The sequence below is a fragment of the Microvirga rosea genome (assembly GCF_020595095.1).
GTDB classification, from domain to species: domain Bacteria; phylum Pseudomonadota; class Alphaproteobacteria; order Rhizobiales; family Beijerinckiaceae; genus Microvirga; species Microvirga rosea.
In genome coordinates this window covers 387,514-413,531 of sequence record NZ_JAJDOP010000005.1, presented here as the reverse complement: position 1 = coordinate 413,531, position 26,018 = coordinate 387,514, and the positions used below count along the sequence as shown (strand labels likewise).

At 57.8% G+C, this 26,018-nt stretch carries 23 protein-coding genes; 17 read left to right on the top strand and 6 right to left on the bottom strand.

All coding sequences use genetic code 11. From position 1 onward, the window contains the following. Nucleotide 1: 1 nt before the first annotated feature. From LJD17_RS24095 to LJD17_RS15850, 3 genes are read left to right on the top strand one after another with little or no spacing between them, the layout of a single operon-like run. Nucleotides 2–205 (top strand): universal stress protein, encoded by a 204-nt coding sequence (locus LJD17_RS24095; protein WP_319799703.1) that lies wholly within the window; start codon nucleotides 2–4, stop codon nucleotides 203–205. Then, complete coding sequence (locus LJD17_RS15855; protein ID WP_264478419.1) at nucleotides 198–866, top strand: universal stress protein; 669 nt, start codon at nucleotides 198–200, stop codon at nucleotides 864–866. The genes LJD17_RS24095 and LJD17_RS15855 overlap by 8 nt, the downstream gene beginning before the upstream one ends. Nucleotides 867–911: 45 nt before the next feature. Then, nucleotides 912–1,298: a DUF1622 domain-containing protein gene (locus LJD17_RS15850; RefSeq protein ID WP_227385148.1), complete on the top strand. Its 387-nt coding sequence runs from the start codon at nucleotides 912–914 to the stop codon at nucleotides 1,296–1,298. 461 nt (nucleotides 1,299–1,759) lie between these two features. On the opposite strand, the gene LJD17_RS15845 is transcribed toward LJD17_RS15850, so the two are convergent. Beyond that, nucleotides 1,760–2,677, bottom strand: a complete 918-nt coding sequence (locus LJD17_RS15845) for a carbon-nitrogen hydrolase family protein (protein WP_227385147.1) — start codon at nucleotides 2,675–2,677, stop codon at nucleotides 1,760–1,762. Nucleotides 2,678–2,751: 74 nt separating this feature from the next. After that, nucleotides 2,752–3,495: an SDR family NAD(P)-dependent oxidoreductase gene (locus tag LJD17_RS15840; protein ID WP_227385146.1), complete on the bottom strand. Its 744-nt coding sequence runs from the start codon at nucleotides 3,493–3,495 to the stop codon at nucleotides 2,752–2,754. A gap of 124 nt (nucleotides 3,496–3,619) precedes the next feature. Between LJD17_RS15840 and LJD17_RS15835 the strand changes: the two genes are divergently transcribed. The 7 genes from LJD17_RS15835 (at nucleotide 3,620) to LJD17_RS15805 (ending at nucleotide 12,808) form a co-directional block, all read left to right on the top strand. Then, nucleotides 3,620–4,429, top strand: coding sequence for a FadR/GntR family transcriptional regulator (locus LJD17_RS15835; RefSeq protein ID WP_227385145.1), 810 nt, complete (start codon nucleotides 3,620–3,622; stop codon nucleotides 4,427–4,429). A gap of 257 nt (nucleotides 4,430–4,686) precedes the next feature. Further along, nucleotides 4,687–6,150, top strand: coding sequence for an ABC transporter substrate-binding protein (locus LJD17_RS15830; protein ID WP_227385144.1), 1,464 nt, complete (start codon nucleotides 4,687–4,689; stop codon nucleotides 6,148–6,150). Nucleotides 6,151–6,175: 25 nt separating this feature from the next. Next, nucleotides 6,176–7,117 carry an ABC transporter permease gene (locus tag LJD17_RS15825; RefSeq protein WP_227385143.1) on the top strand — a complete coding sequence of 314 codons (942 nt, stop codon included), beginning with the start codon at nucleotides 6,176–6,178 and terminating at the stop codon, nucleotides 7,115–7,117. Continuing rightward, nucleotides 7,117–8,001: an ABC transporter permease gene (locus LJD17_RS15820; protein ID WP_227385142.1), complete on the top strand. Its 885-nt coding sequence runs from the start codon at nucleotides 7,117–7,119 to the stop codon at nucleotides 7,999–8,001. The genes LJD17_RS15825 and LJD17_RS15820 overlap by 1 nt, the downstream gene beginning before the upstream one ends. 4 nt (nucleotides 8,002–8,005) lie before the next feature. After that, nucleotides 8,006–9,838, top strand: coding sequence for an ABC transporter ATP-binding protein (locus LJD17_RS15815; protein WP_227385141.1), 1,833 nt, complete (start codon nucleotides 8,006–8,008; stop codon nucleotides 9,836–9,838). A gap of 583 nt (nucleotides 9,839–10,421) precedes the next feature. Continuing rightward, a complete protein-coding gene (locus LJD17_RS15810) occupies nucleotides 10,422–11,747 on the top strand; it encodes an alanine racemase (protein WP_227385140.1) in 1,326 nt (441 codons plus the stop codon). A gap of 470 nt (nucleotides 11,748–12,217) precedes the next feature. After that, nucleotides 12,218–12,808 (top strand): TetR/AcrR family transcriptional regulator, encoded by a 591-nt coding sequence (locus LJD17_RS15805; protein WP_227385139.1) that lies wholly within the window; start codon nucleotides 12,218–12,220, stop codon nucleotides 12,806–12,808. Between the two features lie 23 nt (nucleotides 12,809–12,831). Here LJD17_RS15805 and LJD17_RS15800 read toward each other — a convergent pair whose 3' ends face one another. The 3 genes from LJD17_RS15800 to LJD17_RS15790 form a co-directional block, all read right to left on the bottom strand. After that, on the bottom strand, nucleotides 12,832–13,296 hold the full coding sequence (locus tag LJD17_RS15800; protein WP_227385138.1) for a hypothetical protein: 465 nt from the start codon (nucleotides 13,294–13,296) through the stop codon (nucleotides 12,832–12,834). Nucleotides 13,297–13,364: 68 nt separating this feature from the next. Next, nucleotides 13,365–16,571 carry an efflux RND transporter permease subunit gene (locus tag LJD17_RS15795; protein WP_227385137.1) on the bottom strand — a complete coding sequence of 1,069 codons (3,207 nt, stop codon included), beginning with the start codon at nucleotides 16,569–16,571 and terminating at the stop codon, nucleotides 13,365–13,367. Between the two features lie 30 nt (nucleotides 16,572–16,601). Further along, nucleotides 16,602–17,810, bottom strand: coding sequence for an efflux RND transporter periplasmic adaptor subunit (locus LJD17_RS15790; protein ID WP_227385136.1), 1,209 nt, complete (start codon nucleotides 17,808–17,810; stop codon nucleotides 16,602–16,604). A gap of 798 nt (nucleotides 17,811–18,608) precedes the next feature. Here LJD17_RS15790 and LJD17_RS15785 point away from each other — a divergent pair. Genes LJD17_RS15785 through LJD17_RS15755 form a run of 7 tightly spaced genes read left to right on the top strand, consistent with a single transcriptional unit; the run spans nucleotide 18,609 to nucleotide 25,510 of the window. After that, a complete protein-coding gene (locus LJD17_RS15785) occupies nucleotides 18,609–19,100 on the top strand; it encodes a GNAT family N-acetyltransferase (RefSeq protein ID WP_227385135.1) in 492 nt (163 codons plus the stop codon). A 44-nt stretch (nucleotides 19,101–19,144) separates the two neighbouring features. Next, nucleotides 19,145–20,167 carry a glycoside hydrolase family 3 N-terminal domain-containing protein gene (locus LJD17_RS15780; RefSeq protein ID WP_227385134.1) on the top strand — a complete coding sequence of 341 codons (1,023 nt, stop codon included), beginning with the start codon at nucleotides 19,145–19,147 and terminating at the stop codon, nucleotides 20,165–20,167. Between the two features lie 48 nt (nucleotides 20,168–20,215). After that, a complete protein-coding gene (locus LJD17_RS15775; RefSeq protein WP_406600821.1) occupies nucleotides 20,216–21,868 on the top strand; it encodes an ABC transporter substrate-binding protein in 1,653 nt (550 codons plus the stop codon). Between the two features lie 49 nt (nucleotides 21,869–21,917). Continuing rightward, entirely contained in the window at nucleotides 21,918–22,895 is a 978-nt protein-coding gene (locus LJD17_RS15770) for an ABC transporter permease (RefSeq protein WP_227385133.1), read from the top strand. Between the two features lies 1 nt (nucleotide 22,896). Continuing rightward, nucleotides 22,897–23,787: an ABC transporter permease gene (locus LJD17_RS15765; protein WP_406600820.1), complete on the top strand. Its 891-nt coding sequence runs from the start codon at nucleotides 22,897–22,899 to the stop codon at nucleotides 23,785–23,787. Continuing rightward, nucleotides 23,784–24,605 (top strand): ABC transporter ATP-binding protein, encoded by an 822-nt coding sequence (locus LJD17_RS15760; protein ID WP_227385132.1) that lies wholly within the window; start codon nucleotides 23,784–23,786, stop codon nucleotides 24,603–24,605. Before LJD17_RS15765 ends, LJD17_RS15760 begins: the two co-directional genes overlap by 4 nt. Continuing rightward, complete coding sequence (locus LJD17_RS15755; protein ID WP_227385131.1) at nucleotides 24,605–25,510, top strand: ABC transporter ATP-binding protein; 906 nt, start codon at nucleotides 24,605–24,607, stop codon at nucleotides 25,508–25,510. Before LJD17_RS15760 ends, LJD17_RS15755 begins: the two co-directional genes overlap by 1 nt. Nucleotides 25,511–25,602: 92 nt before the next feature. Here LJD17_RS15755 and LJD17_RS15750 read toward each other — a convergent pair whose 3' ends face one another. Further along, nucleotides 25,603–25,947, bottom strand: a complete 345-nt coding sequence (locus LJD17_RS15750) for a hypothetical protein (protein WP_227385130.1) — start codon at nucleotides 25,945–25,947, stop codon at nucleotides 25,603–25,605. Between the last annotated feature and the right edge of the window lie 71 nt (nucleotides 25,948–26,018).

Genomic DNA, 26,018 nt, shown 5'->3' with positions numbered 1-26,018 from the left:
GATCCTTCTCGCGACGGACATGAGCGCCCGCTGCGACCGTGCCACCCACAGGGCCGTAGCCCTGGCCGAGGAATGGCAGGCGATGCTGACCGTACTGCACGTTCTTGAAGATGCGGACTCGGGCGGCCTCTACGATCTCGGGCCTGTGCCCTCCTGGCGTCGCCCCCGATCCGGTGGCGGTCGCCAGAGAGCATCTCATGGCTGATCTCGGCCCGACCGTGGTGCGCAGCCGGATCCGCATCCGGGAGGGGGAGCCGGTCGACACGATCCTCGCGACGGCGGAGGCCGAAGGGTGCGACCTCATCGTGACGGGGGTGGCGCAGGATGAGGAGTTCGGCCGCTTCCGCCTCGGGAAGACAGTGGATCGGCTCCTCCACCGCTCCCGCACGCCGCTGCTCGTGGTTCGGAACCGGCCGCGGGGCGCGTACCGCAACATCGTGGCCGCAACCGACTTTTCCGATCCTGCCCGCCACGCCTTCCAGACGACATTGCGCTTCTTCCCGGAGCGGAAGCTTACGCTCTTCCACGCTTATGACGTGCCTCGGCAAACTCTTGCGGATAATCCAACGATGTTGCGCAGGACCTACGAGGATGCCGTGTTGGAAAGGTCTGATCGATTCCTTGAGCAGATGGGACTTCTCGGGTGCGACCGCACGCGCCCGGACGTGCTGGTCGAGGAGGGAAGCCCTGGCCGCCTGCTGCGCGAGTATGTTCGCGTCGGCAAGGTTGATCTCATCGCGCTCGGGACACGCGGAAGCAGCAGCCTTCTCGACCTATTTCTCGGCAGCACCGCCCGGGAGATTGTCGAGATGGTGCCCACCGATGCATTGGTCACGCGCGATCCGGGTGCCCCGGTCGAGACATGACAATGAAATGGACGCCCGCCGTCACCAGGAAGGATGGAGCATCCCGTGCTCAATGAGACGCTCCATGCCATTGCAACCGGCGCCGAGATAGCGGCTGTCGCCGTCATCCTGATCGGCGCGGTTTCCTCAACCTGGATCTTCCTTCGGGACGTCCGGTCGCGAGCAGCGTGGTCGGAGGCTTTCCACCCGTATCGGGCCAACCTGGGGCGTGGCATCCTGTTGGGCCTGGAGTTGCTGGTCGCTGCAGACATCATCGGTACGGTTGCGGTCAAGCCCACGATCGAAAACCTGACCGTGCTGGGACTGATCGTCCTGATCCGCACCTTCCTCAGCTTTGCCCTTCAGGTTGAGATCGACGGCTGCCCGCCCTGGTGGCGGCATATCGTCGAGGCGGAGGCCCATCGCGGTTCGGCAGGCGCGGAGCGTTTATAGAGATTGTCCTGTGCCGCATTCCGATCTGGCAGGCATAAATGAAAGCTGACGTTGTGCCGTAGCCGGGCTCGAAGGCCGTCCGGGTCACGTCCAGGCCGTCGCCCATGGCCGGAAGACAAGGGCGTACGCGCCGATCTCGGAACAGGCGCCGCTGATGGCACGTTCCGGAAGTCAGGCAAAGCTCGGCTCAGAACGGGAACAGCGTATCTTCCTGGAGTGAAACGGCGGGGGCAGACTTAACGTGGGGCTGATCTGCTTCTGCAGATGTGGACCAGAACCCTTGATGGCTCGCTGCATGCTACCAACTGGTATCTTGGCATGATGGACGACAATAGCAGGGCACGCAGGCCGCAAACCGGCTCACTGCCCTACAGAGAGAGTCTCATGCTCTCCTTGCACGCGGCAGAGATTCTCGTGCCAGATGACTTTTTCGGTCTAGCGGCTGCTGCGGGAGTGGTGGATCATCGTTTTTCTCTCGATCGCGCCAGAACCTCGTCCTGAGCCGACGTACAGCGCGCGATATAGGATTCGAAATCAACCAGGGAGAACTCGCCGACGATGTCGTTCATGTCGAGATCTGGGTCAAGCCGGGCTATCGAGAACATGTGTTCATGGCCCAGCGTCTCGACGCGCACCCGATTCCCATATTTCGCCTGAACAGCAAGGATCTTCTCGGCCTGATCGTCGGTGTGAAACCATCGTTTCTGCCGGTCGATGTCTGCTGTCACCAGACGTCCCCAACGGCTTGTCTCTGCGAGGACAGCTCCACTTCGGTCGATGATCCTAGCATAATATGACTGAACGGATGACACGACGGTGTAGCGGTGCAGACAGGCATAGGCCCGCAGGGGGAATCCGCCCTCGAAGGCGGACAAAAAGCATACGATCTCAGCACCTTGATCCTTCATGTCTGTCCAAAGTGCCGGCCAGTTCATGTCGAAACATATCGCGATGCCGATTTTGCCGATATCGGTGTCGAACACATTTGCCACGGCGCCGGGAATGACTCCGTTTTCCAGTTCGCCTTCAGTCGGATGTTTCTTGGTATACGTCCCGATCAGGTTTCCATCTCGGTTGATCAGTACGCCCACATTGATGGCACCACCCTCGACGAACTGGCGCATGCCTGCAACGACATTGATCCTGTTCGCCCGCGCGCGCTCCGCTATCTGTTGAAATGCTGGTCCGCCGGGTTCTTCGGTAGCCTCTGCCGCACGTGAACGCGGCAGGCCGGCATTCGCAAATGTCTCGGGGAGGCAGACCAAATCGGCTTTCTGGGCGCCAGCCGCATCGATCAGTGCAAGGCCACGTGCGAATGTCTCTTTTGGATCTGGGTGGCTCAGGTTGTAAGGAGGCGACCGATTTTCCAAGGTCGCCATCGATGTGGTCGCCAGTCGAATGATTCCGGTCATTGAATTGGTTCCGCTCTCTCGAGATAATCTTGCAACTGTCTTCAGGCCGTGACGCGCATCGACATGCCACCGTCGATCGTCAGGTATTCTCCAGTGATGAAGTCATTACACAAGAGTTCTATCGCGGCGCTGGCAACATCTCCGACCTGACCTTCTCGCCGGAGCGGTATCCGATTGGCGATGTTATGCCGCTTCGCCTCGTCAGTCATGGCGTCATGAAACCGTGTACGGATAATTCCGGGCGCAAGCACGTTCACGCGGATATTCTCGTGGCCGTGATCCATCGCCAGTGCCCGAGCCATCGGAATGAGCGCTCCTTTGACTGTCTGGTAGGCTACCGTTCCCGGACACCCCCGCAGACCCGCGACTGAGGAAATCAACAGTACGGCTCCGCCGCGAAGCGCCAAAGCCTTGTGGGCAGCTCGGAAGAGAAAGAAAACCGGATGAATATGGATATCGAAAGCTGCCTGCCAACTTTCGGCGGACAGATCGAGCACCTTTCCCGGCGCTGGACCACCGGCCGCGTGCACGAGAATGTCCAGTTGGCCGAAGTGCTGGGTTGCACGCTCGATCAGGCCGGTCGCATCGGCAGGGATCGATACGTCGCCGGTTTCCAGTACAACCCTTTGGCGACCATAGCGCTCGATCAAGGCGAGAGCCTCATCTGTGCTGGACCGTCCATTGATGACTACGGTCCCCCCGGCGGCAAGGATGGCGTCTGCAATGGCCAGGCCAATACCGCGTGTGCCTCCGGTCACGACGGCAACCTTCTCTTTGAGATCCATTTCCGCTTGTCTCCTTGCTGCGTCAGCAAGCTCGATCCGCAGCTCAATTGAGTAGTGTCAGCCGAGTGTGTGGGTTAATATCTCATACAATATGAATTTTACGTCAAGGGGGCTCTACCTTTGGATGACGCTCAACGACCCTTCAGGTAAGCTCACGGAAGCAGCGACTTTTCCTCGCGCGGGTATACAAATGAACGATATATCGATCGAAAAGATCAGGCCCATTCTCTCCGCATCCAGCCTCAAATTGCATGTGCGTGTCACAGATCAGCTCGGCTTGGCTATCGTACGTGGAGACTTTCCACCCGGCACGATTCTGCCTGCCGAAGCTCAGTTGTGTGAGATGCTTGGCATTAGTCGGACAGCGATGAGGGAGGCTGTTCGCAGTCTAGCAGCCAAGGGGTTGATTGATGCCCGCCCAAAACGGGGCACGCAGGTCAGGTTGATCGAGGACTGGAACCATCTCGATCCGGACATTCTCAAATGGCGGGTCGAAACCACGGATACCGATACATACCTCAAGAAAATGTTCCAATTACGCCAGGCTACAGAGCCCGCAGCGGCGGCTCTGGCGGCCCTTGAGAGCACCGATCAGGACCGGGAACAATTGTCTACGATCTTCCAGGCGATGATCGATGCCGGTGACGATAATGCCCGCTGGGTGGAAGCCGATCTGCTTTTTCATAAGCAGATCTATCTTTCCACGCATAACGAGTTCTTTTGGCCCATTGGACAATTGTTCAGCTTTGGCCTTCGTCAGATGTTCGAGATAGCGGCACAAGGGCAGCATAGACCTCGGGCGATCGTCGAGCATGGAGACCTCGCCCGTGCAATTATCGAGCGAAAGCCGGATCTTGCCCGCGCTGCGGCGATGACACTGATCGGAAATGCAACTGGCGATGTGAATTTTATCCGCCATGGTGCTTCCGAATAGTCAGGCGTTGCGCGGCTTCAGAGCAAAATCAATCGACCAGCAAAAAAATATATGGTATGAGAAATTAACCGTGGCAGTCTTTGGCCCAGGGGGAGGGCCTTCGATTCCAGCGGAGCGGTCGGATCTCAAGGGAGGAAACTATGATTTCGCGACGCACATTTCTTCAGGCATCGGCAGCCGGTACCGTATTTCTGGCGGCCCCGTATATTGCGCGAGCGAAGGGCGGAGAGGTGCTGCGATTTATCCCGGAATCGGATTTGCCGGTTCTCGACCCGGTCTTTTCGCCAGTGGGTGTCGCGCAGCACCACGGCTACGCTGTCTTCGACACCCTTTACGGCATGGATGAAAACTTCAAGATCCAGCCGCAGATGGCTCAGGGCCACGAGGTTAGTGCCGATGGGCTGACTTGGACGATCAAGCTGCGTGAAGGTCTTCTTTTCCATGATGGCGAGCCGGTACGCGGCCGCGATGTCGTAGCGAGCATCAACCGCTGGAGCAAGGGCGATGCCTTCGGCCAGACTCTGTTCTCGATCGTTCAAGAACTCAGCGCGCCAAGCGACGATACAATTGTCTTTAGACTGAAACGACCGTTCCCCATGCTGCCGAATGCCCTCGGAAAGCCGACGCCAATGCTGCCGATCATGCCGGAGCGGCTGGCGCTGACGGAGCCGTCCAAACAGGTAGCGGAGGTCATTGGCAGTGGCCCGTTCCGCTTTGTCAAAAACGAATGGGTGAGCGGCTCGCGTGTTGTTTACGAGAGGTTCGACCGCTACAAGCCAAGAAGCGAAGCGGGAAGCTTCACCGCGGGGCGGAAGGAGGCCCTAGTCGACCGGGTGGAATGGTCGATCATCCCCGACTCCGCCACGGCGGCCTCTGCGATCATGGCTGGAGAAGTCGATGTCTGGCACAATGCACAGCCCGATTTCATCCAGGCACTAGAGACGAGCGGGACGGTTCGTGTCGAGGTCGGCAAGATTTCCCCGACGACCATATTGCGGTTCAACCAGCTTCAGCCACCATTCAACGATCCAAAGATTCGTCAGGCAGTGTTGCCGGCAATTAACCAGGCCGATGTGATGATCGGCATGCGCGGCGCTGACCCTTCTCGCTGGGTGACCGGCGTCGGCTTCTTCCACCCAATGTCTCCCATGGCCAACTCGGCAGGCATGGATCCGCTGAAAGGGCCTCCAGATCTCGAAAAGGCGCGCAAGCTGCTCGCGGCATCTTCCTATGATGGCAGGCCGATAGTAATTCTCGATCCCGTGGACCAGGCGCATCTGCACGGTGCTTCGCTTGTTATCGGCAAGATGCTGGAAAGGATCGGCTTCAAGGTCGATATGCAGACAATGGATTGGGGCACGCTCGTGCAGCGTCGAACCAACAAGGGACCGGTTCAACAGGGCGGCTGGAATATATTTGTGACTGGCCTCAATGAGATGATGGCCTTCGATCCGGTTGCGAATATCGCCATCCGTGGCAATGGCGAGAAAGCCTATGTCGGCTGGCCGACCTCACAGAAGCTGGAAGATCTTCGCGACAAATGGATCTATGCTCCCGACGACGACGCCCGCAAGGCGGTGGCGCGCGAAATGCAGGCGACAGCCTTCGAAGAACTTCCCTACATACCGCTTGGAAGCCCTGGCGGGTTCGTCGCAATCTCAAAAAAGGTTAGAGGTTTCCCCTCCGAATTTCCGCGCTTCTACAACGTCTCCGTCTCCTGACCATATCATCGACGAGGCTTGCTGAATGCTAACCTATCTCGGGCGTCGCCTGATTGCGTCCATCTTCGTCATATTGATGGTCGCGATATTCGTGTTCAGTCTACTCTATCTGACCCCTGGCGACCCCGCGGCTATCATCGCGGGCGACCAGGCCACGCCTGAGATGGTCGCGCGCATCCGCCAGTCGCTAAAGCTTGACGAGCCTTACCTGGTTCGTTTTAGCGATTGGCTGCTCCAGATCGTGCAAGGCGATCTGGGTAATTCCATTTATACGGGACAGCCCATTCTACAACAGATCGGCCTGCGGTTTGGTCCGACGCTGTCCTTGATGGTGGTGTCCATGACCCTGTCCACTTTGGTCGCTATACCGCTCGGCATCGTTGCGGCTTGGAAGCAGAACTCCCGGGTCGATCGGGGTCTGATGGTGTTTTCCACGCTCGGATTTTCTATTCCTGTCTTCGTCGTGGGTTACCTGCTGGCATATTTCTTTGGGCTCAAGCTCAAGTGGCTTCCCGTGCAGGGTTACGCTCCCTTGTCTAGCGGGCTTTGGAATTGGATGCGTCATCTCATCCTTCCTTCGATAGCGCTCGGATCAGCATTTATTGGCCTGCTGGCCCGCATGACGAGGGCGGCGATGCTGCAGGTCCTGTCGCAGGATTATGTCCGTACCGCCAAGGCCAAGGGTCTCGGGCAAGGGGAAATACTGTTCCGGCATGCCTTAAAGAACGCCGCGGTGCCGATAACGACCGTCGTTGGCCTAGGCATTGCAGGGCTGATCAGTGGCGCGGTGGTTACCGAAAGCGTGTTTGCCTTGCCAGGATTAGGCCGCATGACTGCCGATGCCATCCTCCGCCGCGACTACCCTGTCATTCAAAGCCTCATCCTTCTCTTCAGCCTGAACTATCTGATCGTCAATCTGCTGGTTGATATCACCTACACGTTCTTCGATCCAAGGGTACGATACTAATGGTTGGGGCAAACGATCATTTATCTGTCCTTCCGGTCACGGAAACAGGTGGAAGACGCGCGCGCCGTACGTTCCTTCGTCATTCCGGCGCCGTAGTGGGCGGAAGCATCCTGTTCATCTTCCTGACGATCAGTCTTCTTGCCCCCCTGCTGTGGACCTCCGACCCTCTCTCGGTCGAACCTATGGATCGACTGCAAGGCATGTCCGAGAAGCACTGGTTCGGCACGGATATGCATGGACGCGACCTATATTCGCGAGTCGTATACGGGGGGCGAGTGTCTCTGCTCGTCGGGTTCTCCGTTGCGTTTCTGGCATCCATGATCGGCGGCCTCATCGGGCTTTTCGCAGGATTCATACGCCCCCTGGACGGGCCGTTAATGCGGGTGATGGACGGTTTCATGTCCATCCCGCCGATCATGCTGGCTATCGCGCTGGTCGCCTTAACCCGCGGCTCGATTCAGAACGTGATCATTGCCATCTCGATCGCTGAAATTCCCCGGGTCAGCCGTCTCGTACGGGGTGTGGTCCTGACGCTTCGCGAGCAGCCTTATATAGAGGCGGCGATTTCGATGGGTGCAGGGCCATTGCGCGTTGTCTTCCGGCACATCCTGCCCAATGCTATCGGCCCCATCGTCGTGCAGGCGACCTTCATATGCGCCTCGGCCATGCTGGCGGAAGCCGCCCTATCATTCATCGGCGCGGGCACCCCGCCCATCACTCCAAGCTGGGGCAACATCCTAGCGGAAGGCAGAATGCTCTGGCAGATACATCCGGCCATGGTGTTCCTACCGGCGGCAGCGCTGTCCGTGACGGTATTGGCGGTCAACATGCTGGGCGACGGCCTCAGCGATATCTTCGACCCGCGCGGTTTAGGCAAAAGCTGAAGTCATGCACGCAACTCATGAAGCAAACGCACAGCTACAGCCGACGCTCTCGATACGCGACCTGACGATATCGTTTCGCAGAGATGGCATCTGGACCCCTGCCGTACAGCAGATTTCCTTCAATATCAGTCCGGGCGAGATCGTCGCGTTGGTCGGGGAGTCAGGTTCGGGTAAGAGCGTGACCGCGCTCTCCATTGCTGGCCTTCTCGACGCGAAAGTATCGCGCGTCGAAGGAGAGATCTTCCTCGGCGGGCAGAGCCTGCTGACCCTCCCGGAACGACGAATGTGTGAGTTGCGTGGCAACAAGATTGCCATGATCTTCCAAGAACCGATGACAAGCCTCAACCCCGTGCTAACGATCGGGCGACAGATTTCCGAAGTGCTGGTCAAGCATCGCGGTGTCAGCGAAAAGGAAGCGCTACGTGAGGCCGAGCGCCTTCTGGAACAGGTCAGGATTCCTGACGCGCGCTCCCGTCTCACGCAATATCCCCACAATTTCTCAGGCGGCATGCGGCAACGCGTGATGATCGCCATGGCACTTGCCTGCCGGCCGAAACTGCTGATTGCCGATGAGCCGACGACGGCGCTCGACGTGACGGTTCAGGCGCAAATACTCGACTTGATCAAGGATCTGCAGGCCGATGGCGATATGGCGGTCCTCTTCATTACGCATGACATGGGTGTGGTCGCCCAGATCGCCGACAGGACGGTCGTGATGTATCGAGGTGACATCGTCGAGGAAGGCGCTACGCCGGAGATCTTCCGAGCACCAGCAAGACCCTATACCCGAGCTTTGCTTTCCGCGGTTCCGGTACTCGGTTCGATGGCGGACGAAGCCAATCCGCGCCGCTATCCCATCGTCGATCCGGTGACAGGCAATCCGCAGCCTGCCCCGCCGGGGGCGTTGACTGTCGACACCCGATCGGAACCGCTTCTGGTAGTCAAGAACTTGACGGCGCGTTTTGACGTTAGGACGGGCCTCTTCGGTCGGCTGAGCGGCCGGGTCCATGCCGTGGAGGACGTCAGCTTCGACATCAAGGTGGGCGAGACACTGTCGTTGGTCGGAGAATCCGGCTGCGGCAAATCGACCACCGGGCGTTCGATTATGCGGCTGATCGAGCCGACCGCCGGGGAGATCAGACTGGACGGCCAGGATATCGGCAGCATTAGCGGAGCACAACTCCGAGATCATCGGCGCAATATCCAGATGATCTTCCAAGATCCCTTCGCCAGTCTCAATCCAAGCATGCGGATAGGTTCAGCGATCATGGAGCCGATGATCATCCACGGCAGGGTTAGTAGAACGCAGGCTCATGACCGCGCTGTGGATCTTTTAGAGATCGTAGGATTGAAGCGCGAAACGTTCAACCGGTTCCCTCATGAGTTTTCTGGCGGACAGCGGCAGCGCATCTGCATCGCAAGAGCGCTCGCGCTTGAACCGAAGCTGATCGTCGCCGATGAATCCGTTTCGGCTCTTGATGTTTCGATTAAGGCGCAGATCATTAATCTTATGCTGGAACTGCAGGAGAAGCTTGGGCTCGCCTATCTGTTCATCTCCCACGACATGGCGGTGGTGGAGCGCGTCAGCCATCGCGTTGCCGTCATGTATCTAGGGGAAATCGTCGAAATCGGGCCACGTAGGGCGATCTTCAGCAATCCGCGGCACCCTTACACCCGAAAGCTCCTGTCAGCTGTCCCGGTTCCTGATCCGAGCGTTAGACTGAAGAGCTCGCCCCAGGGCGTTACCGAGTTCAAAAGCCCGATTAGGAGCGTCGGCTATAAGCCGCCTGTTCGCGAATACGTACAGGTGGGAGACGAGCACTACGTACTTTCTTAGGCATCTCGTCCAATCCAGGTTGATCAAAATAGGATGGAAAGTCACAGGTGCGCTAGACAGTCTCTGCCCGCGTGCAAGGCCTCAGTCCGTTCACATGGTGCTGGGACGCCCGCTCGCGCCGGGAACTCGACCATATTTGCATGCTTGTCGATCGCAGTCCGACGTTCAACGACATCGATTCCGCAAGGGTGGGTGTGGACTGAGCCCTGGGCTGCAATTGGTGTGCGGTGCTCTGGGCTCGGAGCGGCAAGGCAATCGATCCGTCCGACATCCTGGAGATCGCGCAGTTTCTCGATGGAGCGGTTTCTGTTTCTGTGCAATGGGGAAATGAACCTCAGTACTATCCCACTCGTCGAGGCCATTGCAGATCTTCGCGGCTGCGCAGCCGCGGGCAGGCACTGGAGGTGATGCGGCATTGTCACAGACTCTGGCTGGAAACCGAACGAAGCAGCAGGGATTTTTAAACGTCATTGTGCCGGGCAGCGCAAATGGCTTGACTGAGCATAGCCGCCAATTACAGGCATACTGCCTGTTCGATACGCATCACGTGGGCCCTCTCGATCCAACGTAAAGGAATATTCTGGTGTTGAATGCACGTACCCAGACGAAATTACTCCATATCCCTTTGCTGCCGGATGTGCGGATCGACAGCCGAACGAAGGGAATGCCTGGAAAGATCGCGGATATGTCGCTTGCCGATATAGGCCAACAGGGCTGGAACATTTTACGGCGTGACCTGCCGACACCGATTGCCGTGCTCGACCGTGGAGCGATCGAAGAAAACAGTCGTTGGATTGCGGCAGTGACAGCCCATTACGGCGTGTCGCTCTGCCCGCATGGCAAGACCACGATGGCGCCGCAACTCTTCCGCAAGCAGCTCGATGACGGCTGCTGGGGCATCACACTGTCAACGCAGCACCACGTCCAGGTGGCGCGTCACTACGGTGTGTCGCGCATTTTTCTGGCAAACCAGATCCTCGATCCCAGTTTCTTATCTTATATTGCCCAGGCGCAGATCGAGGACCCGGCTTTCGACTTCTACTTCCTTGTGGACTCCCTCGAAGGTGCCGAACTTCTCGAACAGGTCGCGGCTAAACATCCCAGTCACAGGCCTTTCCAAGTGCTGATCGAGCTCGGATCACCCTTCGCCCGCAGCGGCTGCCGGACTGAAGCCGATGCGCGCGCCGTCGCCGACTGTCTGATGGGTATGCGGCACGCGGTAGCCCTCGTCGGCATTGAGGGCTTTGAGGGCAGTATCCGTGGGTCAGATCGGGCCGAGATTGAGAGCCGCGTCGCCGACTTTCTTGCCTACATGACGAAGACAGCTAGCAATTTCGCTGCGAATGGCCTGTTCAGTGGACGGGAAATTCTGCTCACAGCCGGCGGCTCGGCCTATTTCGATCTGGTCGCTAAGGCATTGAGCCTTCCTGTCTTCGATAAACCTTCGCGCGTGGTGCTGCGCAGCGGCTGTTACATTTCGCACGACGCCGGCATGTATGAGCGCGAGATCGCCCGCGCCCTTGAGCGTTCGCCAGAATTGGCAAGGCTGGGTGCGAAGCCACGCCAAGCCCTGACGGTTTGGACAACAGTTCAGTCACGGCCAGAGCCCGGCCTTGCCTTTCTCAATGCAGGCCGACGAGACGTCTCCTATGATGCGCATCTGCCGCGACCGCTCCGTTGCGCTTCTGGTGCGGCGCTGACGGTGCGGAACTTGCCGCAAACCTATGAGATTATCATGCTGAACGACCAGCATGCATATCTAAAATGCCCCGAGGATAGCCATCTACGTCCGGGAGATATGGTGGAACTCGGCATCTCTCACCCCTGCACCACCTTCGACAAGTGGGATGTTCTCTGCGTCATCGACGAGAATTTCGACGTGGTCGACGCAGTAAAAACTTTCTTCTAGAGCATCGGAGAGTTAAGCCGATGCATACTTAAGGCAGAGTGTCGGTTTGCCGTCTCGGATGCAGAAAGGTGGACCTCTTCACGCCGGACCTTGACGACGATTTCCTATAAGGAGGCTACACTGACCAGGATATCGTCGGCCGGATCGGCAACGACGTCGCGGACTGCCTAGCCCAATCGCGGATCGCTCTGCGATCACCAGAGATGAACGCAGGCGTCGAGGGGGCCTCCCTTACGCTCGCCTTTCATGGCCGACAGCACATCATGCGGCTCTCCAGTAACGCGCTGACGAACACCACGGCTATCTGTACAGCACCTCGGGGAGACATTGTACCAAATAGACTGCATTGACAGTTGTCTCGCTAAGCCGATGAACTTGAGAAACTCAATAAAGTCACTATTATATCGAATGGTGCAATTTCCGTTGTGCTAAGCATTATTCAATGGTTGCAGCGAGGAGATACGACGTTCATGGGCCGCCACCGGGAATTCGATCCTGACGAGGCGCTGCACATCGCACTTCAGGTGTTTCGGCGTCAGGGCTATGAGGGTACGTCTATCTCCGACCTCACAGATGCCATGGGCATCACCCGCCCGAGCCTCTACGCTGCCTTTGGCAACAAGGAGGACCTTTTCCGCCAAACTCTCGATCTCTACGAGCGCCAACACCTGTGCTTTGCCCATAAGGCCCTTCAGGCGCCAGAGGCGAGGGATTCAGTCGAGCAGCTTCTGCGAGGCTATGCTGACATGCTGACTGATCCCATGAACCCTCCCGGTTGTCTCGGCGTGAACGGAGCCGTGGCGTGCAGTGAAGCGAGCGAAGCTATCCGTGAGGAGCTCATCGCGCGCCGGATGGTCAACGAAAACAATATACGTGATCGACTAGAGCTGGCACGTTCCAACGGTGACTTTCCCAATGAGGAAAATCCTGCTGATTGGGCACGCTATGTCGTGTCGATCGGTCTCGGTATGGCGGTCAAGGCAGCGTCAGGGGCTTCGCGTGAGGAACTCCATCGGGTCGTGGACTTCGCAATGCGGGGCTGGCCAACGATATCAAACTAGAGACTGGATTGCATTTAGAACCCTTAGCTGGACGGTTTAATCTCACAACTAACTGGAAGATTGAATTGGACGGCCGCAGTCCCGACGCTCACTGTAGCTTCGATCTTGCCACCTTGAGGGCTTGGCAGACCGTCAACCTCAATCCAAAGTGCCTTTCCATCGGCAGAAAGGACTTTGCCCGGAGCCACAGGCACAGAATCAAATGTCGTCGTCACCCCACTACCAACGGACGCGATGATCCGTGAGCGCCCGGCACCAGAAATCTCTATTCCGCCAAAGCGGATCCATTCGGCACTGCGATTTTCTAGCACGAACATGATATGGGACCGCTCGCTTGACGTTGCAGAAGAGACACGCACATCCGTTAAAACAACGTCATTGGTGACTTGGTATTCTTCGTCTGCCCTAGCGCTTTCGGAAAGCGTGCTCACCGTGAGCAGTAGGGCGGATGTCAGAGCAGATCTGAGGCTTCTTTGAAATTGACCCATAAATGGCGTTCCATTCCTAGGGTAGGATTGGCAGAGCAACGCTGGCTCCGGCGGTGCCACGCATCCGCTCAGCTCGCCGGTTCCTTCACGGTATGCCCAGGTGAGACCGGTTCCGGTGTGGCCCCCTCGGACCGATGCTGAAGGTGCCGATTCCCCGTCAATTGTCTGAGTAAGACGTAAAAGACGGGGGTGAAGAACAGGCCGAATGCTGTCACACCGATCATCCCTGAAAACACGGCTACACCCATTGCGGCTCGCATCTCAGCGCCAGCGCCCGTCGACATTACGAGCGGGACCACGCCCATAATGAAGGCAAGCGACGTCATGAGGATCGGCCGCAGCCGCAGTCGGCTGGCTTCGACGGCGGCCTCCATCGGGGTGCGACCTTCGAATTCAAGCTCGCGGGCGAACTCCACGATTAGAATCGCGTTCTTCGCCGATAGACCGACGAGAACAATGAGACCAATCTGGGTGAACACGTTATTATCGCCCTGAGTCAGCCAAACACCAGCCAAAGCCGCGAGCAGCGCGAGCGGAACAATGAGAATAATTGAGACTGGAAGCGACAGGCTCTCGTACTGCGCCGCCAACACCAAGAAGACAAGAAGGATGGCAATGGGAAAGACTAGAACACCTGAGTTGCCCGCCAGGATTTCCTGATAGGTCAACTCTGTCCATTCGGCTCTAAAACCTTTCGGCAGTGTCTCCGCTGCGATCCGCTCGACCGCTGCCTGCGCCTGACCTGATGAGTATCCTGGAGCCGCCTGTCCATTGACATCCGCCGAGAGGAAGCCGTTGTAACGCATGGCGCGCTCCGGCCCTACGCTGGACTGAATGTTGAGTAGGGCTGTCAGTGGGACCATATCTCCGGAGATCGACCTGACCTTAAGGTAGCCAACGTCCTCAGCCCGTGCCCGGAAGGGAGCATCAGCCTGGACCCGTACGGTATAGGTTCGCCCAAATTTGTTGAAATCGTTCACGTAGATCGAGCCGAGATAGATCTGGAGCGTGCTGAACACGTCAGAGATGGAAACTCCTAGCTGGCGCGCCTTTGCTCGATCAACATCCGCATAGAGCTGAGGGACGTTGACCGAGTAGCTTGAGAATAGGCCTGCAAGCTCGGGCACTGCCGAGGCCCTGGTCAAGAACTCCTTCGTGACGCGGTCGAGCGCCTCGTAACCGAGGCCAGCTTGATCCTCGATCTGCAGCTTGAAGCCGCCGATCGTTCCCAACCCCTGTACCGGCGGCGGCGGAAACATTGCAATCACGGCCCCCGAGATGGCTGCAAACTGTTGGTTCAGCTGGCCAGCAATTGCTCCAGCAGCGAGGTTGGGGTCCTGACGTTGCTCAAACGGCTTGAGAGTAAGGAATACAATCCCCGCATTCGAACTATTGGTGAACCCGTTGATCGATAGGCCAGGGAACGCCACCGCGTTTTCAACGCCAGGGTGCTTCAGCCCAATATCCGTCATTCGTCGGATAATGTCCTCCGTCCGGTCTAGTGTTGCGGCGTCGGGAAGCTGGGCAAAGCCGACGAGGTACTGCTTATCCTGCCCGGGAACAAAGCCGCTCGGCACCGTCTTGAACAGAAACCCGGTTGCACCCAGAAGTGCGACGTAAACGGCCAGCATCAACGCCTTGATCGAGATTGCACGCGTTACGCCAGTCCCATAGGCCTCGGATCCTCGGTGGAACAACCTGTTGAAGCGGCCGAATAGCCAACCGAACAACGCATCGATAATCCGGGTTAAACGGTCCTTAGGCGCATCATGATCGCGAAGCAAAAGAGCGGCCAACGCGGGAGACAGGGTAAGCGAATTAATCGCTGATATTACCGTGGAGATCGCGATGGTAACTGCAAACTGTTTGTAGAATTGTCCTGTGAGCCCGCTAATGAACGCCAGCGGGATAAAGACGGCAACCAGCACCAGCGCAATTGCAATGATTGGTCCGGAGACCTCCTGCATGGCCCGGTAGGTTGCTTCCCGTGGGCGCAGCCCCTTCTCAATATTCCTCTCTACATTTTCCACCACCACAATGGCGTCGTCGACTACGATGCCAATAGCCAGCACCAAGCCGAACAAGCTCAGAGCATTGATGGAGAATCCCAAGGCATGCAGGACGGCAAATGTGCCGACAATCGATACTGGGACGGCAACGAGTGGGATAATGGAGGCTCGCCAAGTTTGCAGAAATAGAACTACGACAAGCACCACGAGCAGCACGGCCTCAAACAAAGTATGAATCACCGCATCAATCGAAGCTCGTACGAATTGCGTCGTATCGTAGACAATTTGAAAGTCGATGCCTTCTGGCATGTTAGCCTTGATATCTGCCATCTCGGCCCGAACTTTATCTGCGATTTCAATGGCGTTCGATCCTGGCGCTTGCAGAACGGGAATGGCTACAGCCGGTTTGTTGTTCAAGAGGGCTCGCAGAGCATAGTCTGCGGCGCCCAGCTCAATGCGAGCAATGTCGCGCAAGCGCGTGATTTCGCCGTTGACGCTAGTCTTGACGATAATGTCGGCAAATTGCTCCTCGTCCTGGAGGCGTCCTTGCGCATTGATCGACAGTTGATGATCAATTCCCGGCAGGCCGGGAGAGGCGCCAACAACGCCCGCGGCCGCTTGTACGTTCTGAGCCCGGATCTCGTTGACCACGTCGCCAGCGGACAAACCATGTTCTGCAATTTTCTGCGGGTCGAGCCAGATGCGCATGGAATAGTCACCGGATCCAAACAGCTGGACCTGACCGACGCCCTGAACACGGGCGAGCCGGTCCTTGACGTTAAGAGCCGCGTAGTTTCGTAGATATGTGACATCGTAGCGGCTATTTGGCGACAGTAGGTGCACAACCATCATAAGATCAGGTGAGCTCTTCACTGTTGTGACGCCTAAGCGCCGCACTTCCTCGGGAAGCCGAGGCTCGGCCTGAGAGACTCGGTTCTGAACAAGTTGCTGTGCCTTATCGGGGTCGGTGCCGAGAGCGAAGGTTACAGTGAGGGTCAGCACGCCGTCCGTTGTCGCCTGACTGCCCATATAGAGCATATTCTCGACCCCGTTTATGGCCTCCTCGATCGGGGCGGCCACGGTTTCGGAAATAACTTTGGGATTTGCGCCCGGATACTGTGCCCGAACGACCACTTGAGGCGGCACAACCTCAGGATATTCCGAGATCGGCAGGCTCCTCAAGGCCAGCAGTCCGACGACAAAGATGAGCACCGATAGCACCCCGGCAAAGACCGGGCGATCGATGAAGAAGCGGGAGATATTCATGGGAAACGGCCTAAAGCCTCTAACGTGCGATCAGTTTGCGGCGGAGGCTGTGGAATTGCGTGTCTGGAGCGAGGCGGATGCATCATTTTGCGGCGCAATTAGTGCGCCAGGACGAACCTTCTGTAGCCCATCTATGATGATCCGTTCCCCTGGGTTGAGGCCGCTGGTGACGATACGTCCCCCATCAACGGCGGCTCCAAGTTTGACCTCACGGTAAGTTGCCTTTTGATTTGGATCGACGACGAGGACATACTTCTTGTCCTGATCAACTCCAACGGCCCTTTCCGGCACGACCAATGCAGGTGTCGTCTTGGCTTGCCCCAGACGGACGCGGGCGAACTGGCCCGGCATCAGATGATCGCTGGCATTATCGAACACTGCTCGCAATTGGACAGTGCCACTTGCGCCGCTCACGGTATGGTTGATCAGCTGCAACCTGCCGCTTACGATCTTTTCCGCAGGCCCGGAACGCATTTCGACCGGGATGCGTGCTAGATGATCACGCCGGTCACCTTCCGTGGGCAACATCTCCAATGCTCGCAGGACTGTGCGCTCATCGGCATCGAAGCTTACATAGATCGGGTTGGTTGAGACAATCGACGTCAAAACTGGCGCGCCGGATCCACCATTAACAAGATTGCCTGCTGTCACTTCAATTTTGCCGACACGCCCAGAAATCGGTGCTCGCACTTCTGTATAGGACAGGTTGAGACGAGCCGTCGTTACCGCGGCCTTTGCTGCGCGCAAACTAGCTTCCGCCTCGCGCAAATTGTTCTCTCTCGTATCAAGATCGCGCTGAGTGATCGTCTGATTGGCTGTCAATTTCATGCCACGATCCAGCTCACTACGGGCAAATGCAATCCTTGCTTCAGCGGCGCTAACCTGCGCCTCGGCACGCTCGACCTCAACACGATACGGATCAGGGTCGATGGTGAAGAGCAGGTCACCTTGCTTCACCAGTGACCCTTCGCGAAAATGAACGGCTTGGATAGCTCCTGGGACCCGAGGACGTAGATCGACACGATCAATTGCTTCGAGGCGGCCCGAGAACTCCTGCCATAAGGCAAGTTCTTTTGTGTCTAGAGCAACCACGGTTGCAGGTGTGGCAGAGGGCACCGATCTGTTGTCGCTCCCCTGAGTGGTCGCGGTTCCGGTTGTGAGCCAGAGAACCGGTGTGCCAAGGACCAAAGCTATGATCCATTTGGACGGACGTAAAACAGGCTTGAGGAAGACGGTCATTGGCGAGCTATCCATTCGAAGGCTAGGCAATCGGCTTGCTTAGCCCGATTTCGTACCAATTGGTATAATACCGGCCGGTAGCTTTCGAAAGGGGGACCAACATAATTTTAGATCGATCAGTATAAAAAATTAGTCCTCGAGCCTCGTCTCATCGATGCAGATGTGCGCTAGCACACCTGTCAACGTGAACTGGACACTGGCGTGCATGTCTCTGCAGATCGTTGATCCAGATCGCCCTGAGATCCCGTCAAAGGATATAACATGTATGTTTGTGCATAATAGGGAGCGATCTCCGGACGCACTCTGGTATGTCTATATTTCTAGCGACTCAACTTTCCAGACGAAATCACTGTGGTGGCCGTGTGCTGGAACTGCGAAAATACTGGTGCAGCTGATCAGTGGATGCATGTGAGCCTGTTTCAAATGCGAATCCCGATCTTAGTCAGGTGATATTTCTCGAAGACCATCAAGCGCTGCATCGCCGAGAGCCGTGAGGAGTAATCTGGCCGTGTGGTGACTGTGCGCTTCAGTCTACAGTCCTTCGCCCTTACGCTAGTGGGCAAGGTGACCAGGCCGCACCGGGACGACGCCAAGCTCCCCAAGCTTGTGGATTTAATGCCGGTCAAGTCCCGGAGGGGGTCGTCATCATGCACTTGCAACGAACTCATCACCGATGGCTTTGACCAAGCCGCATCAGCCATCTCACGCCCATCCAAAAAACAAGCTTGACGCAGAAAGCGGAGTTGATCCTAATAACATCCACTATAAGAGCATCTATTACTTTATTGTGGAATTGGAATGGGCGACCTTCTTGTCAGTCTATATGCGCAGGAGTTTAGTAGCCCTGAGCCGCGAACTGAAGGAACGGATCTGACGATCCGGCCGGTGCTTGCGCCTGAAAGACACGTTGTACTGGCTTGGATTGAGCGGCATTTCAGCCAAAACTGGGCGAGTGAAGTGGCCATCGCCATTGGCCGTCAACCGTCCTCCTGCCTCATCGCTTTGAGCAACGGCGAACTGGTCGGCTTCGCGTGCTACGATGCGGTCGCGCGTGGCTTCTTTGGGCCGACAGGAGTTGCAGAAGCGCACAGGGGCCAGGGGATCGGCTCCAAACTGCTGCACCAGACACTCCTTGTCATGAAGCATATGGGCTACGCCTATGCCATCATCGGGGATCCTGGTCCCGCTGGCTTTTATGTCGACGTCGTCGGCGCAATCGAGATCCCGTTTCCTGGAAAAGGGATCTACACGGGCATGCTGCGAACGTCCGAACCGGCTGCCTCTAGTTAGGCGCTATCGCACGCAATAGTACTTCACTCCAAGAAATGGGTCCGATGTCTCAAAACGTTCCACTCGCACTCTTCATTGGCATTCCGAATCCGACCCTCAACGCCGATGAGGTTGCGTTGTTTCGTGAAACCAACCCGTATGGCCTCTTCGTCGGACGCCGCAACCTGAAGACGCCTGATCAGGTCAAGAGACTGGTGGCACAGTTTCGGGAAGCGGTAGGACGCGACGATGCACCGGTCTTCACCGATCAGGAAGGGGGACGAGTGCAGCATCTCGACGCCGGGCCGTGGCCGTCGTTCCGATCGTTTCATGATTTCGCGCGACTTGCCAATCACGATTTGGACCTTGCGAAGCACGCCTTGCGTCTCTCCTCACACGCCATGGGCACCGTGATGACTGAACTGGGACTAACGAGCGGATGCTCGCCTGTCCTCGATCTCGTCTTCGACTCGACGAGCGCCGTGATCGGGGCGCGATCCTTCGGTTCTGATCCCGAGCGGGTGGCAGCTCTCGGACGCATCGTAGTCGACAGCCTCCTAGAGGTCGGCAACCTGCCGATCATGAAGCATATTCCCGGCCATGGACGTGCCACCACCGACAGCCACAAGGAGCGACCGGTGGTACGCGAGAGTCGCGCCGTCCTGACTGCGACGGATTTCAAGCCTTTCCTTGATCTGATCGACACGCCGTGGGCGATGGTGTCCCATGTGGTCTATTCCGCCTATGACGCGGAGCGGCCGGCTTCGGTCTCGCCCGTCATCTGCAATGACGTGATCCGCGGCGAACTCGGCTACCAGGGCGTGCTCATATCCGATTGCCTGTTCATGGAGTCGCTGCACGGGCCCTTGCCCGAGCGCGTTCGCCAGACGCTCGATGCCGGTTGCGACATTGCTCTGCACAGCCATGGCACGACAGAGGAAAGCCTCGCGGCCGCCCGGGCCGCCCGGCCGCTGTCGCAGCAAACCTCGGAGCGGATCGAAGCCGGAAAGCGGCGCCTCAGCTCGCACAAGGTCGATGTTCGGCAGCTTCATGCGGAGGTCGAGGACATCTTCACCCGGCTTTCGTAGGCGAGTTGCCCGCGTGCGTAAACAGTTCAATAAAAAGAGGGAAATGCAATGAAACGATCTACCACATTTCTGGCTATGACCATGCTGGGCGCCTTGACCCTACCCGCGGCAGCCCAGTCCGTGCTCACAGTCAACGTCGAGCCCGCGACGACCTGGGTGCGCAACTTCAATCCGTTCAACCAAACGTCAGCGCGGCAGAGCACGCTCGATTTCATCTACGAGCCGCTGATCGTCTTCAACCGACTCGATGACAACAAGCCGAACTATCGCCTTGCCGAGAGCTACAAGCTCGCCGAGGATCTGAAGAGCATTGAATTCAAGTTGCGCGACGGTCTGAAGTGGTCGGACGGGCAGCCGCTGACGACGTCCGACGTCGTTTTCACCTACAACTACATCAAACAGTATCCGGCGCTTGATTTCGTGTCGATCTGGCAGTTTATCAGCGGCGTTGAGCAGGTCGACAAACAGACCGTGCGCTTTACCCTTCGTCAGCCGAGCGCGCTGGCGGTCGACCGCCTTATCGCGCTGCCGATCGTGCCGGAGCATGTGTGGAAGAGCGTCACAGAGCCGGTCACCTTCGCCAACGAGAACCCGGTCGGCAGCGGTCCAATGACGGAGGTGACGCGCTTCACGCCGCAGACCTACGACCAGTGTCGCAATCCGCACTACTGGGATGCCGCGCATCTGTCCGTCGACTGCATGCGCTTCCCGCAGCTTGCGGACAACAACCAGATCCTGGCAGCCTCCGCCGGCGGACAGCTCGACTGGGGTGTGGCCTTCCTACCCGACGTGGAGAAGACATTCGTCGCCAAGGACCCGCAGCATCACAAATACTGGTACGTGGCCGGCAGCATGGTGGAGTTCCTGTTCAACCAGGAAACCTCCAACGAGAACAACCGCAAAGCCTTCAAGGACCTTAACTTCCGGCGTGCCGTCAGCATGACCCTGGACCGCAAGGCTATGGTCGACGTAGCGGGCTACGGCTATCCGACTCTGAACGAAGACCCCACCGCATTCGGCGACGTTTACAAGATGTGGCTCGATCCGAAGGTGAAGGCCGAGTTCGGCAAGTACACCACCTATGATCTGGACGCTGCCAAAGTGCTTCTCGACAAGGCTGGATATGTCGACAAGAACAAAGACGGCTTCCGCGATAATCCAGACGGGACCCCAATCGCCTTCAACATCATCGTGCCGAACTCTTGGAGCGACTGGATCGATACCGTGCAAATCGCCGTCGAGGGCATGCGCGAAGCCGGCATCAATGCCAGCATGGGAACTCCAGAAGAAGCCGTCTGGTCACAAAATCTGATCAGCGGATCATTTGACGCCGCCATCAACAGCATATCGGTCGCGGCCTCGCCCTATTATCTCTATCAGCGCGCCTTCACCAAGTCGGACGCCGGCAAGACTCGCTTCACGGCGCAGCGCTGGTTCAACGACGAGCTCGAAGTCCTTCTGGCTAAGTTCGCCCAGACGCCCGATCAGGCGCAGCAGAAGACCATCATGAACAGCGCCCAGCGCATCGTCGCGGAGAACCTCCCGGTCTTCCCAGTCTATAACAGCGCGACCTGGTATCAGTACAACACCAAGCGCTTCACTGGCTGGGCCAGCGGCGAGAACCCGTTCGTCAATCCGACGATCTCACGTCAGAACCCGGCACGACTGCTCCATCTCCTGGCGCTCAAGCCGGTGAAGTAGTCCAGCGCATCGGGGAAGCGGTCCACCGCTTCCCCGTCTTGAGGTATCGATGGCTTTTCTCTTCAGACGCCTAGCATTTTACCTTGCTGCATTTCTCGCCGCGGCGACGGTCAATTTCTTCCTGCCCCGACTCATGCCTGGCAATCCGGTCGAGATCATGTTCTCGAGCACAGGGAGCGATCTTTCTGTCGAAAATCTTGAGGCCCTGAAACTTACCTTCGGCTTTGTCGATGGACCTCTCTGGCAGCAATATCTGACATATTTGCATAGCGTCTTCACTGGCGATCTGGGCCGATCGATCAAGTATTTTCCTCTGCCTGTGACCGAGTTGTTGGGCCGCGCCCTCGTCTGGACTGTGGGTCTCATGGGGACCGCGACCCTTATCAGTTTCACCCTCGGCACGGTTCTCGGCATTATGGCAGCCTGGAGGCGCGGAAGCACCTTCGACGTCGTCTTTTCAGTCGGCGCCATTGTTGCCACATCAATGCCGGCCATGGTGCTGTCATTGGTCGCCCTGTTCATCTTCGGGTTCGAGCTGAACTGGTTTCCGACCGGCTACGCGGCAGACCCTGCGCTTGATCCAGCTGTCTCATGGCAATATGTCTCCAGTGTCCTCCGGCACGGCATCTTGCCCGTGCTGACCCTGTCGATCGTCCTCACTGGCGGCTTCCTGGTGACGATGCGCAACAACATGATCAATCTTCTGGGAGAGGACTACATTGTCATGGCCCGGGCTAAGGGCCTGTCGGACAGTCGCGTGATGTTCTGGTACGCCGCGCGCAACGCACTTTTGCCGACAGTGAGCAGCCTCGCCATTGCCATCGGAACCGTGCTCGGCGGCTCACTCGTCACGGAAGTTGTGTTCAACTATCCAGGTCTTGGCAACACTCTCTATCAAGCGATACTCGCCCGGGATTATCCCGTGATCCAGGGACAGCTTCTGATCATGACTCTTGCCATGCTCACAGCGAACTTTATCGTTGACGTCAGCTATGTGCTGCTCGATCCACGGCTGCGGAGGGCCTGACGTGAGAGCCGTTCTGCGAAGCTTCGCACACAACAAGAAGGCCTCGATCGGGCTTGTCATTGTCTTCGTCATCGTTGCTTTGGCAATTGCTGCACCTTGGCTGACAGAATACGATCCGACCCGGCGTGTGGGACGTCCTCACCAACCCCCCAATTGGGATCACTGGCTCGGGACGACGCGCATCGGTCAGGATGTGTTTGCACGGCTTCTCTACGGAGCCCGCACATCGTTGGCCGTTGGCTTTGGGGCCGGCATACTCATCACCGCGGTCGGAACCGTCCTCGGCATCGTCGCAGGATATCGGGGAGGGCGCACGGATGAGGTCATCAGCTTTTTCACGAATATGGTGCTCGTTGTGCCGAACCTGCCGCTACTCCTAGTGCTCGCAGCCTTCATCGGGCAGGCAAGCCCCTGGGTGATCGCCCTGATCCTCGGAGCGACGTCGTGGGCTTGGGGGGCACGCGTTACGCGTGCGGAAACCCTGTCCGTGAAACAGAAGGACTACGTAAAATCTGCTGAGATGCTGGGCGAACCCTCGTGGCGCATCATGTCATTCGAGATCTTCCCCAACGTCGTCTCCATCGTGGGGATTAACTTCGTCGGGAGTGTGATCTTTGCAGTCATCACCGAGGCGACCCTCGAATTCCTCGGGCTCGGCGATCCGAAAACCGTCTCCTGGGGCATGATGCTCTTCAACGCACAAAACGCATCCGCGCTGCAGGTGGGAGCATGGTGGGACATTCTGAGCCCGTGTTTCGCGCTGATCGCTTTGGGAGCGGGTCTGTCGTTACTGAATTTCGCAGTCGACGAAATTGCCAATCCCCGCCTGCGCACTGGTAGTACCCTTTCACGGTGGTCTCTGCTCATGCAACGGGGGGAAGGCCGCCTATGACGACCGTGCCGCTTCTGTCCGTGCAGAACCTGACCATCGACTACATCGGAGCGCAGGCCGATTTCCGGGCCGTCGACGATGTCACCTTGGAGATTTTTCCCGGAGAGGTCTTTGGCCTTGCAGGGGAGTCCGGGTGTGGCAAGAGCACCATTGCCTACGCGATCAATCGGCTACACAAACCGCCCGCCCTCATTCGACACGGCAGAATCCTCTTCGAGGGACGAGATGTGCTTGATCTCGACGAAAAGGCTCTGAAGGAGTTCAGGTGGCACAAGGTCGCTATGGTGTTCCAAAGTGCCATGAATTCTCTCAATCCGGTCTTGAGGGTGGAATCGCAATTCCACGATCTGCTGAAACGCCACCGCGGCTACTCGAAGGCGCAGTCGCGGGAGCGCGCGGCCGAGATGCTGAGGCTCGTCGACATTCCTCCTGAGCGTATGCGCGACTACCCCCATCAGTTCTCAGGCGGCATGCGCCAGCGCATCGTCATCGCGATCTGCATGGCACTAGATCCAAAGCTCGTGGTGATGGACGAACCGACCACGGCGCTCGACGTTGTTGTCCAGCGCGAGATCCTGCAGAGGATCGACGAACTGCGCCGCAACCGTGGGTTCTCGGTGCTTTTCATCACACATGATCTCGGATTGATGGTTCAGTTCTGTGACCGGATCGGCATCATGCTGCGGGGCAGCCTGGTCGAACAGGGGACTTCCGAGCAGATCTACCATCAGCCGCAACATGAGTATACGAAGCGGCTTTGGGCCTCATTCCCCTCGCTACACGGCGATCCGATCAAGCTGGAGAGGGCGTTGGGTTGATGGCACAGGAGCCGATCATCGCACTTGAGTGCGTGAGCAAATTCTTCGGACATGGTGAGAAAGCCGTGCGGGCAGCCCATGACATCTCCTGCGCGTTGCATCCAGGTCGAACTGTCGCGCTGGTCGGGGAATCCGGCAGCGGGAAGACCACTTGCGCCCGGATTGTCATGCGCGAGTATCAGCCCGACAGCGGAAGGCTTCTGTTTCGCGGCAACGATGCTACCGACACAGGATCGGTGTGTCCTAAAGAGTACCGGCGTGCCGTCCAGATGATCTTTCAGGACCCCTTTGCATCGCTTAATCCTGCGCATACGGTGGATTACATCCTTCGGCGTCCCCTCGCGCTCGGCCAGCCGCATGTCAAGGGTAGGGCAGCCGACGAGACGATTGCCGATCTCTTGCGGCGCGTAGAGCTTGATCCCGGCACCGTCGCGCGTAAACACCCGCATGAGCTGTCTGGTGGGCAGCGTCAACGCGTCAACATCGCCAGGACGCTGGCCGTGGGCGCCCAGGTCATCGTCGCCGATGAGCCGACTTCGATGCTGGATGTTTCAGTACGGTTAGGTATCCTGAACCTGCTCAACGAGATGAAGCGAGACATCGGGGTCGCCCTGCTCTACATCACCCACGACCTCGCGACTGCCCGGTATGTAGCCGAAGATATCCTGGTGATGTATGCAGGCCAAATCGTCGAGTGGGGCGCGGTCGATCAGGTGCTGACCAATCCGCAGCATCCCTACACGCGGCTTCTCCTGTCAGCCGTGCCCAATCCCGAGATTCGCTTCGACAATCCCGGCGCTCGGCTTGATCCACGCGAGGTGGAGACGATCCGCAGAGAAGCCCGACATCTTCAGAATCGTGTCGTTGAGGTCGGGCCGAACCACTTCACCCGATGTCCCGCCTGACCTCTCACTGATTGGCTTGTCGAAGGCTGAGGAGATCAGAGAGCGCACCGAGGATGCTGTCGAGTTGCGGGACTGATCGCGGACCGGTTCTGTTATGAGGGAAACTGAGGCGATTGAGTCCGGCTGGGGCTGAACCTGATCAGCAGCGCTGGATAGAGGTACACTGAGACCGGGTTAAGCCGGCCGACGTAAAACCCGGGCCGAATCCAAGCGATCTGGACAGTCTGCAGACTTGAAAGCCCAAGAATGCGGTTGAGCGCGCGACCTGCAATGGTAGCCTCCAAGAAGCCTTTCCACTCACCCGTCAGCACGAATGCCCAGATTGTTCCGACCATCGTAGTGGCGAACGGCACTAAGTTCTTAGCATAGGTCATCCTCTGCCGGATGGGCCGCGACAGCAATGCAATAAGCACGACGAAGGGATTCACGATGCTCATTGGTCCAAAAGTCCAACAAGTAAGGGGCAACCATGTTACCCGGGCGTGACTTATAAAACTGAGCTGCTACA

Bases quoted from the DNA above. Each gene is read 5' to 3' on its own strand.
- LJD17_RS15855 (WP_264478419.1), top strand. From the start codon at position 198: ATGGCTGATCTCGGCCCGACCGTGGTGCGCAGCCGGATCCGCATCCGG.
- LJD17_RS15845 (WP_227385147.1), bottom strand. From the start codon at position 2,677: ATGGCGACCTTGGAAAATCGGTCGCCTCCTTACAACCTGAGCCACCCA.
- LJD17_RS15840 (WP_227385146.1), bottom strand. From the start codon at position 3,495: ATGGATCTCAAAGAGAAGGTTGCCGTCGTGACCGGAGGCACACGCGGT.
- LJD17_RS15835 (WP_227385145.1), top strand. From the start codon at position 3,620: ATGACGCTCAACGACCCTTCAGGTAAGCTCACGGAAGCAGCGACTTTT.
- LJD17_RS15825 (WP_227385143.1), top strand. From the start codon at position 6,176: ATGCTAACCTATCTCGGGCGTCGCCTGATTGCGTCCATCTTCGTCATA.
- LJD17_RS15820 (WP_227385142.1), top strand. From the start codon at position 7,117: ATGGTTGGGGCAAACGATCATTTATCTGTCCTTCCGGTCACGGAAACA.
- LJD17_RS15815 (WP_227385141.1), top strand. From the start codon at position 8,006: ATGCACGCAACTCATGAAGCAAACGCACAGCTACAGCCGACGCTCTCG.
- LJD17_RS15805 (WP_227385139.1), top strand. From the start codon at position 12,218: ATGGGCCGCCACCGGGAATTCGATCCTGACGAGGCGCTGCACATCGCA.
- LJD17_RS15800 (WP_227385138.1), bottom strand. From the start codon at position 13,296: ATGGGTCAATTTCAAAGAAGCCTCAGATCTGCTCTGACATCCGCCCTA.
- LJD17_RS15795 (WP_227385137.1), bottom strand. From the start codon at position 16,571: ATGAATATCTCCCGCTTCTTCATCGATCGCCCGGTCTTTGCCGGGGTG.
- LJD17_RS15790 (WP_227385136.1), bottom strand. From the start codon at position 17,810: ATGACCGTCTTCCTCAAGCCTGTTTTACGTCCGTCCAAATGGATCATA.
- LJD17_RS15785 (WP_227385135.1), top strand. From the start codon at position 18,609: ATGGGCGACCTTCTTGTCAGTCTATATGCGCAGGAGTTTAGTAGCCCT.
- LJD17_RS15780 (WP_227385134.1), top strand. From the start codon at position 19,145: ATGTCTCAAAACGTTCCACTCGCACTCTTCATTGGCATTCCGAATCCG.
- LJD17_RS15775 (WP_406600821.1), top strand. From the start codon at position 20,216: ATGAAACGATCTACCACATTTCTGGCTATGACCATGCTGGGCGCCTTG.
- LJD17_RS15770 (WP_227385133.1), top strand. From the start codon at position 21,918: ATGGCTTTTCTCTTCAGACGCCTAGCATTTTACCTTGCTGCATTTCTC.
- LJD17_RS15760 (WP_227385132.1), top strand. From the start codon at position 23,784: ATGACGACCGTGCCGCTTCTGTCCGTGCAGAACCTGACCATCGACTAC.
- LJD17_RS15755 (WP_227385131.1), top strand. From the start codon at position 24,605: ATGGCACAGGAGCCGATCATCGCACTTGAGTGCGTGAGCAAATTCTTC.
- LJD17_RS15750 (WP_227385130.1), bottom strand. From the start codon at position 25,947: ATGAGCATCGTGAATCCCTTCGTCGTGCTTATTGCATTGCTGTCGCGG.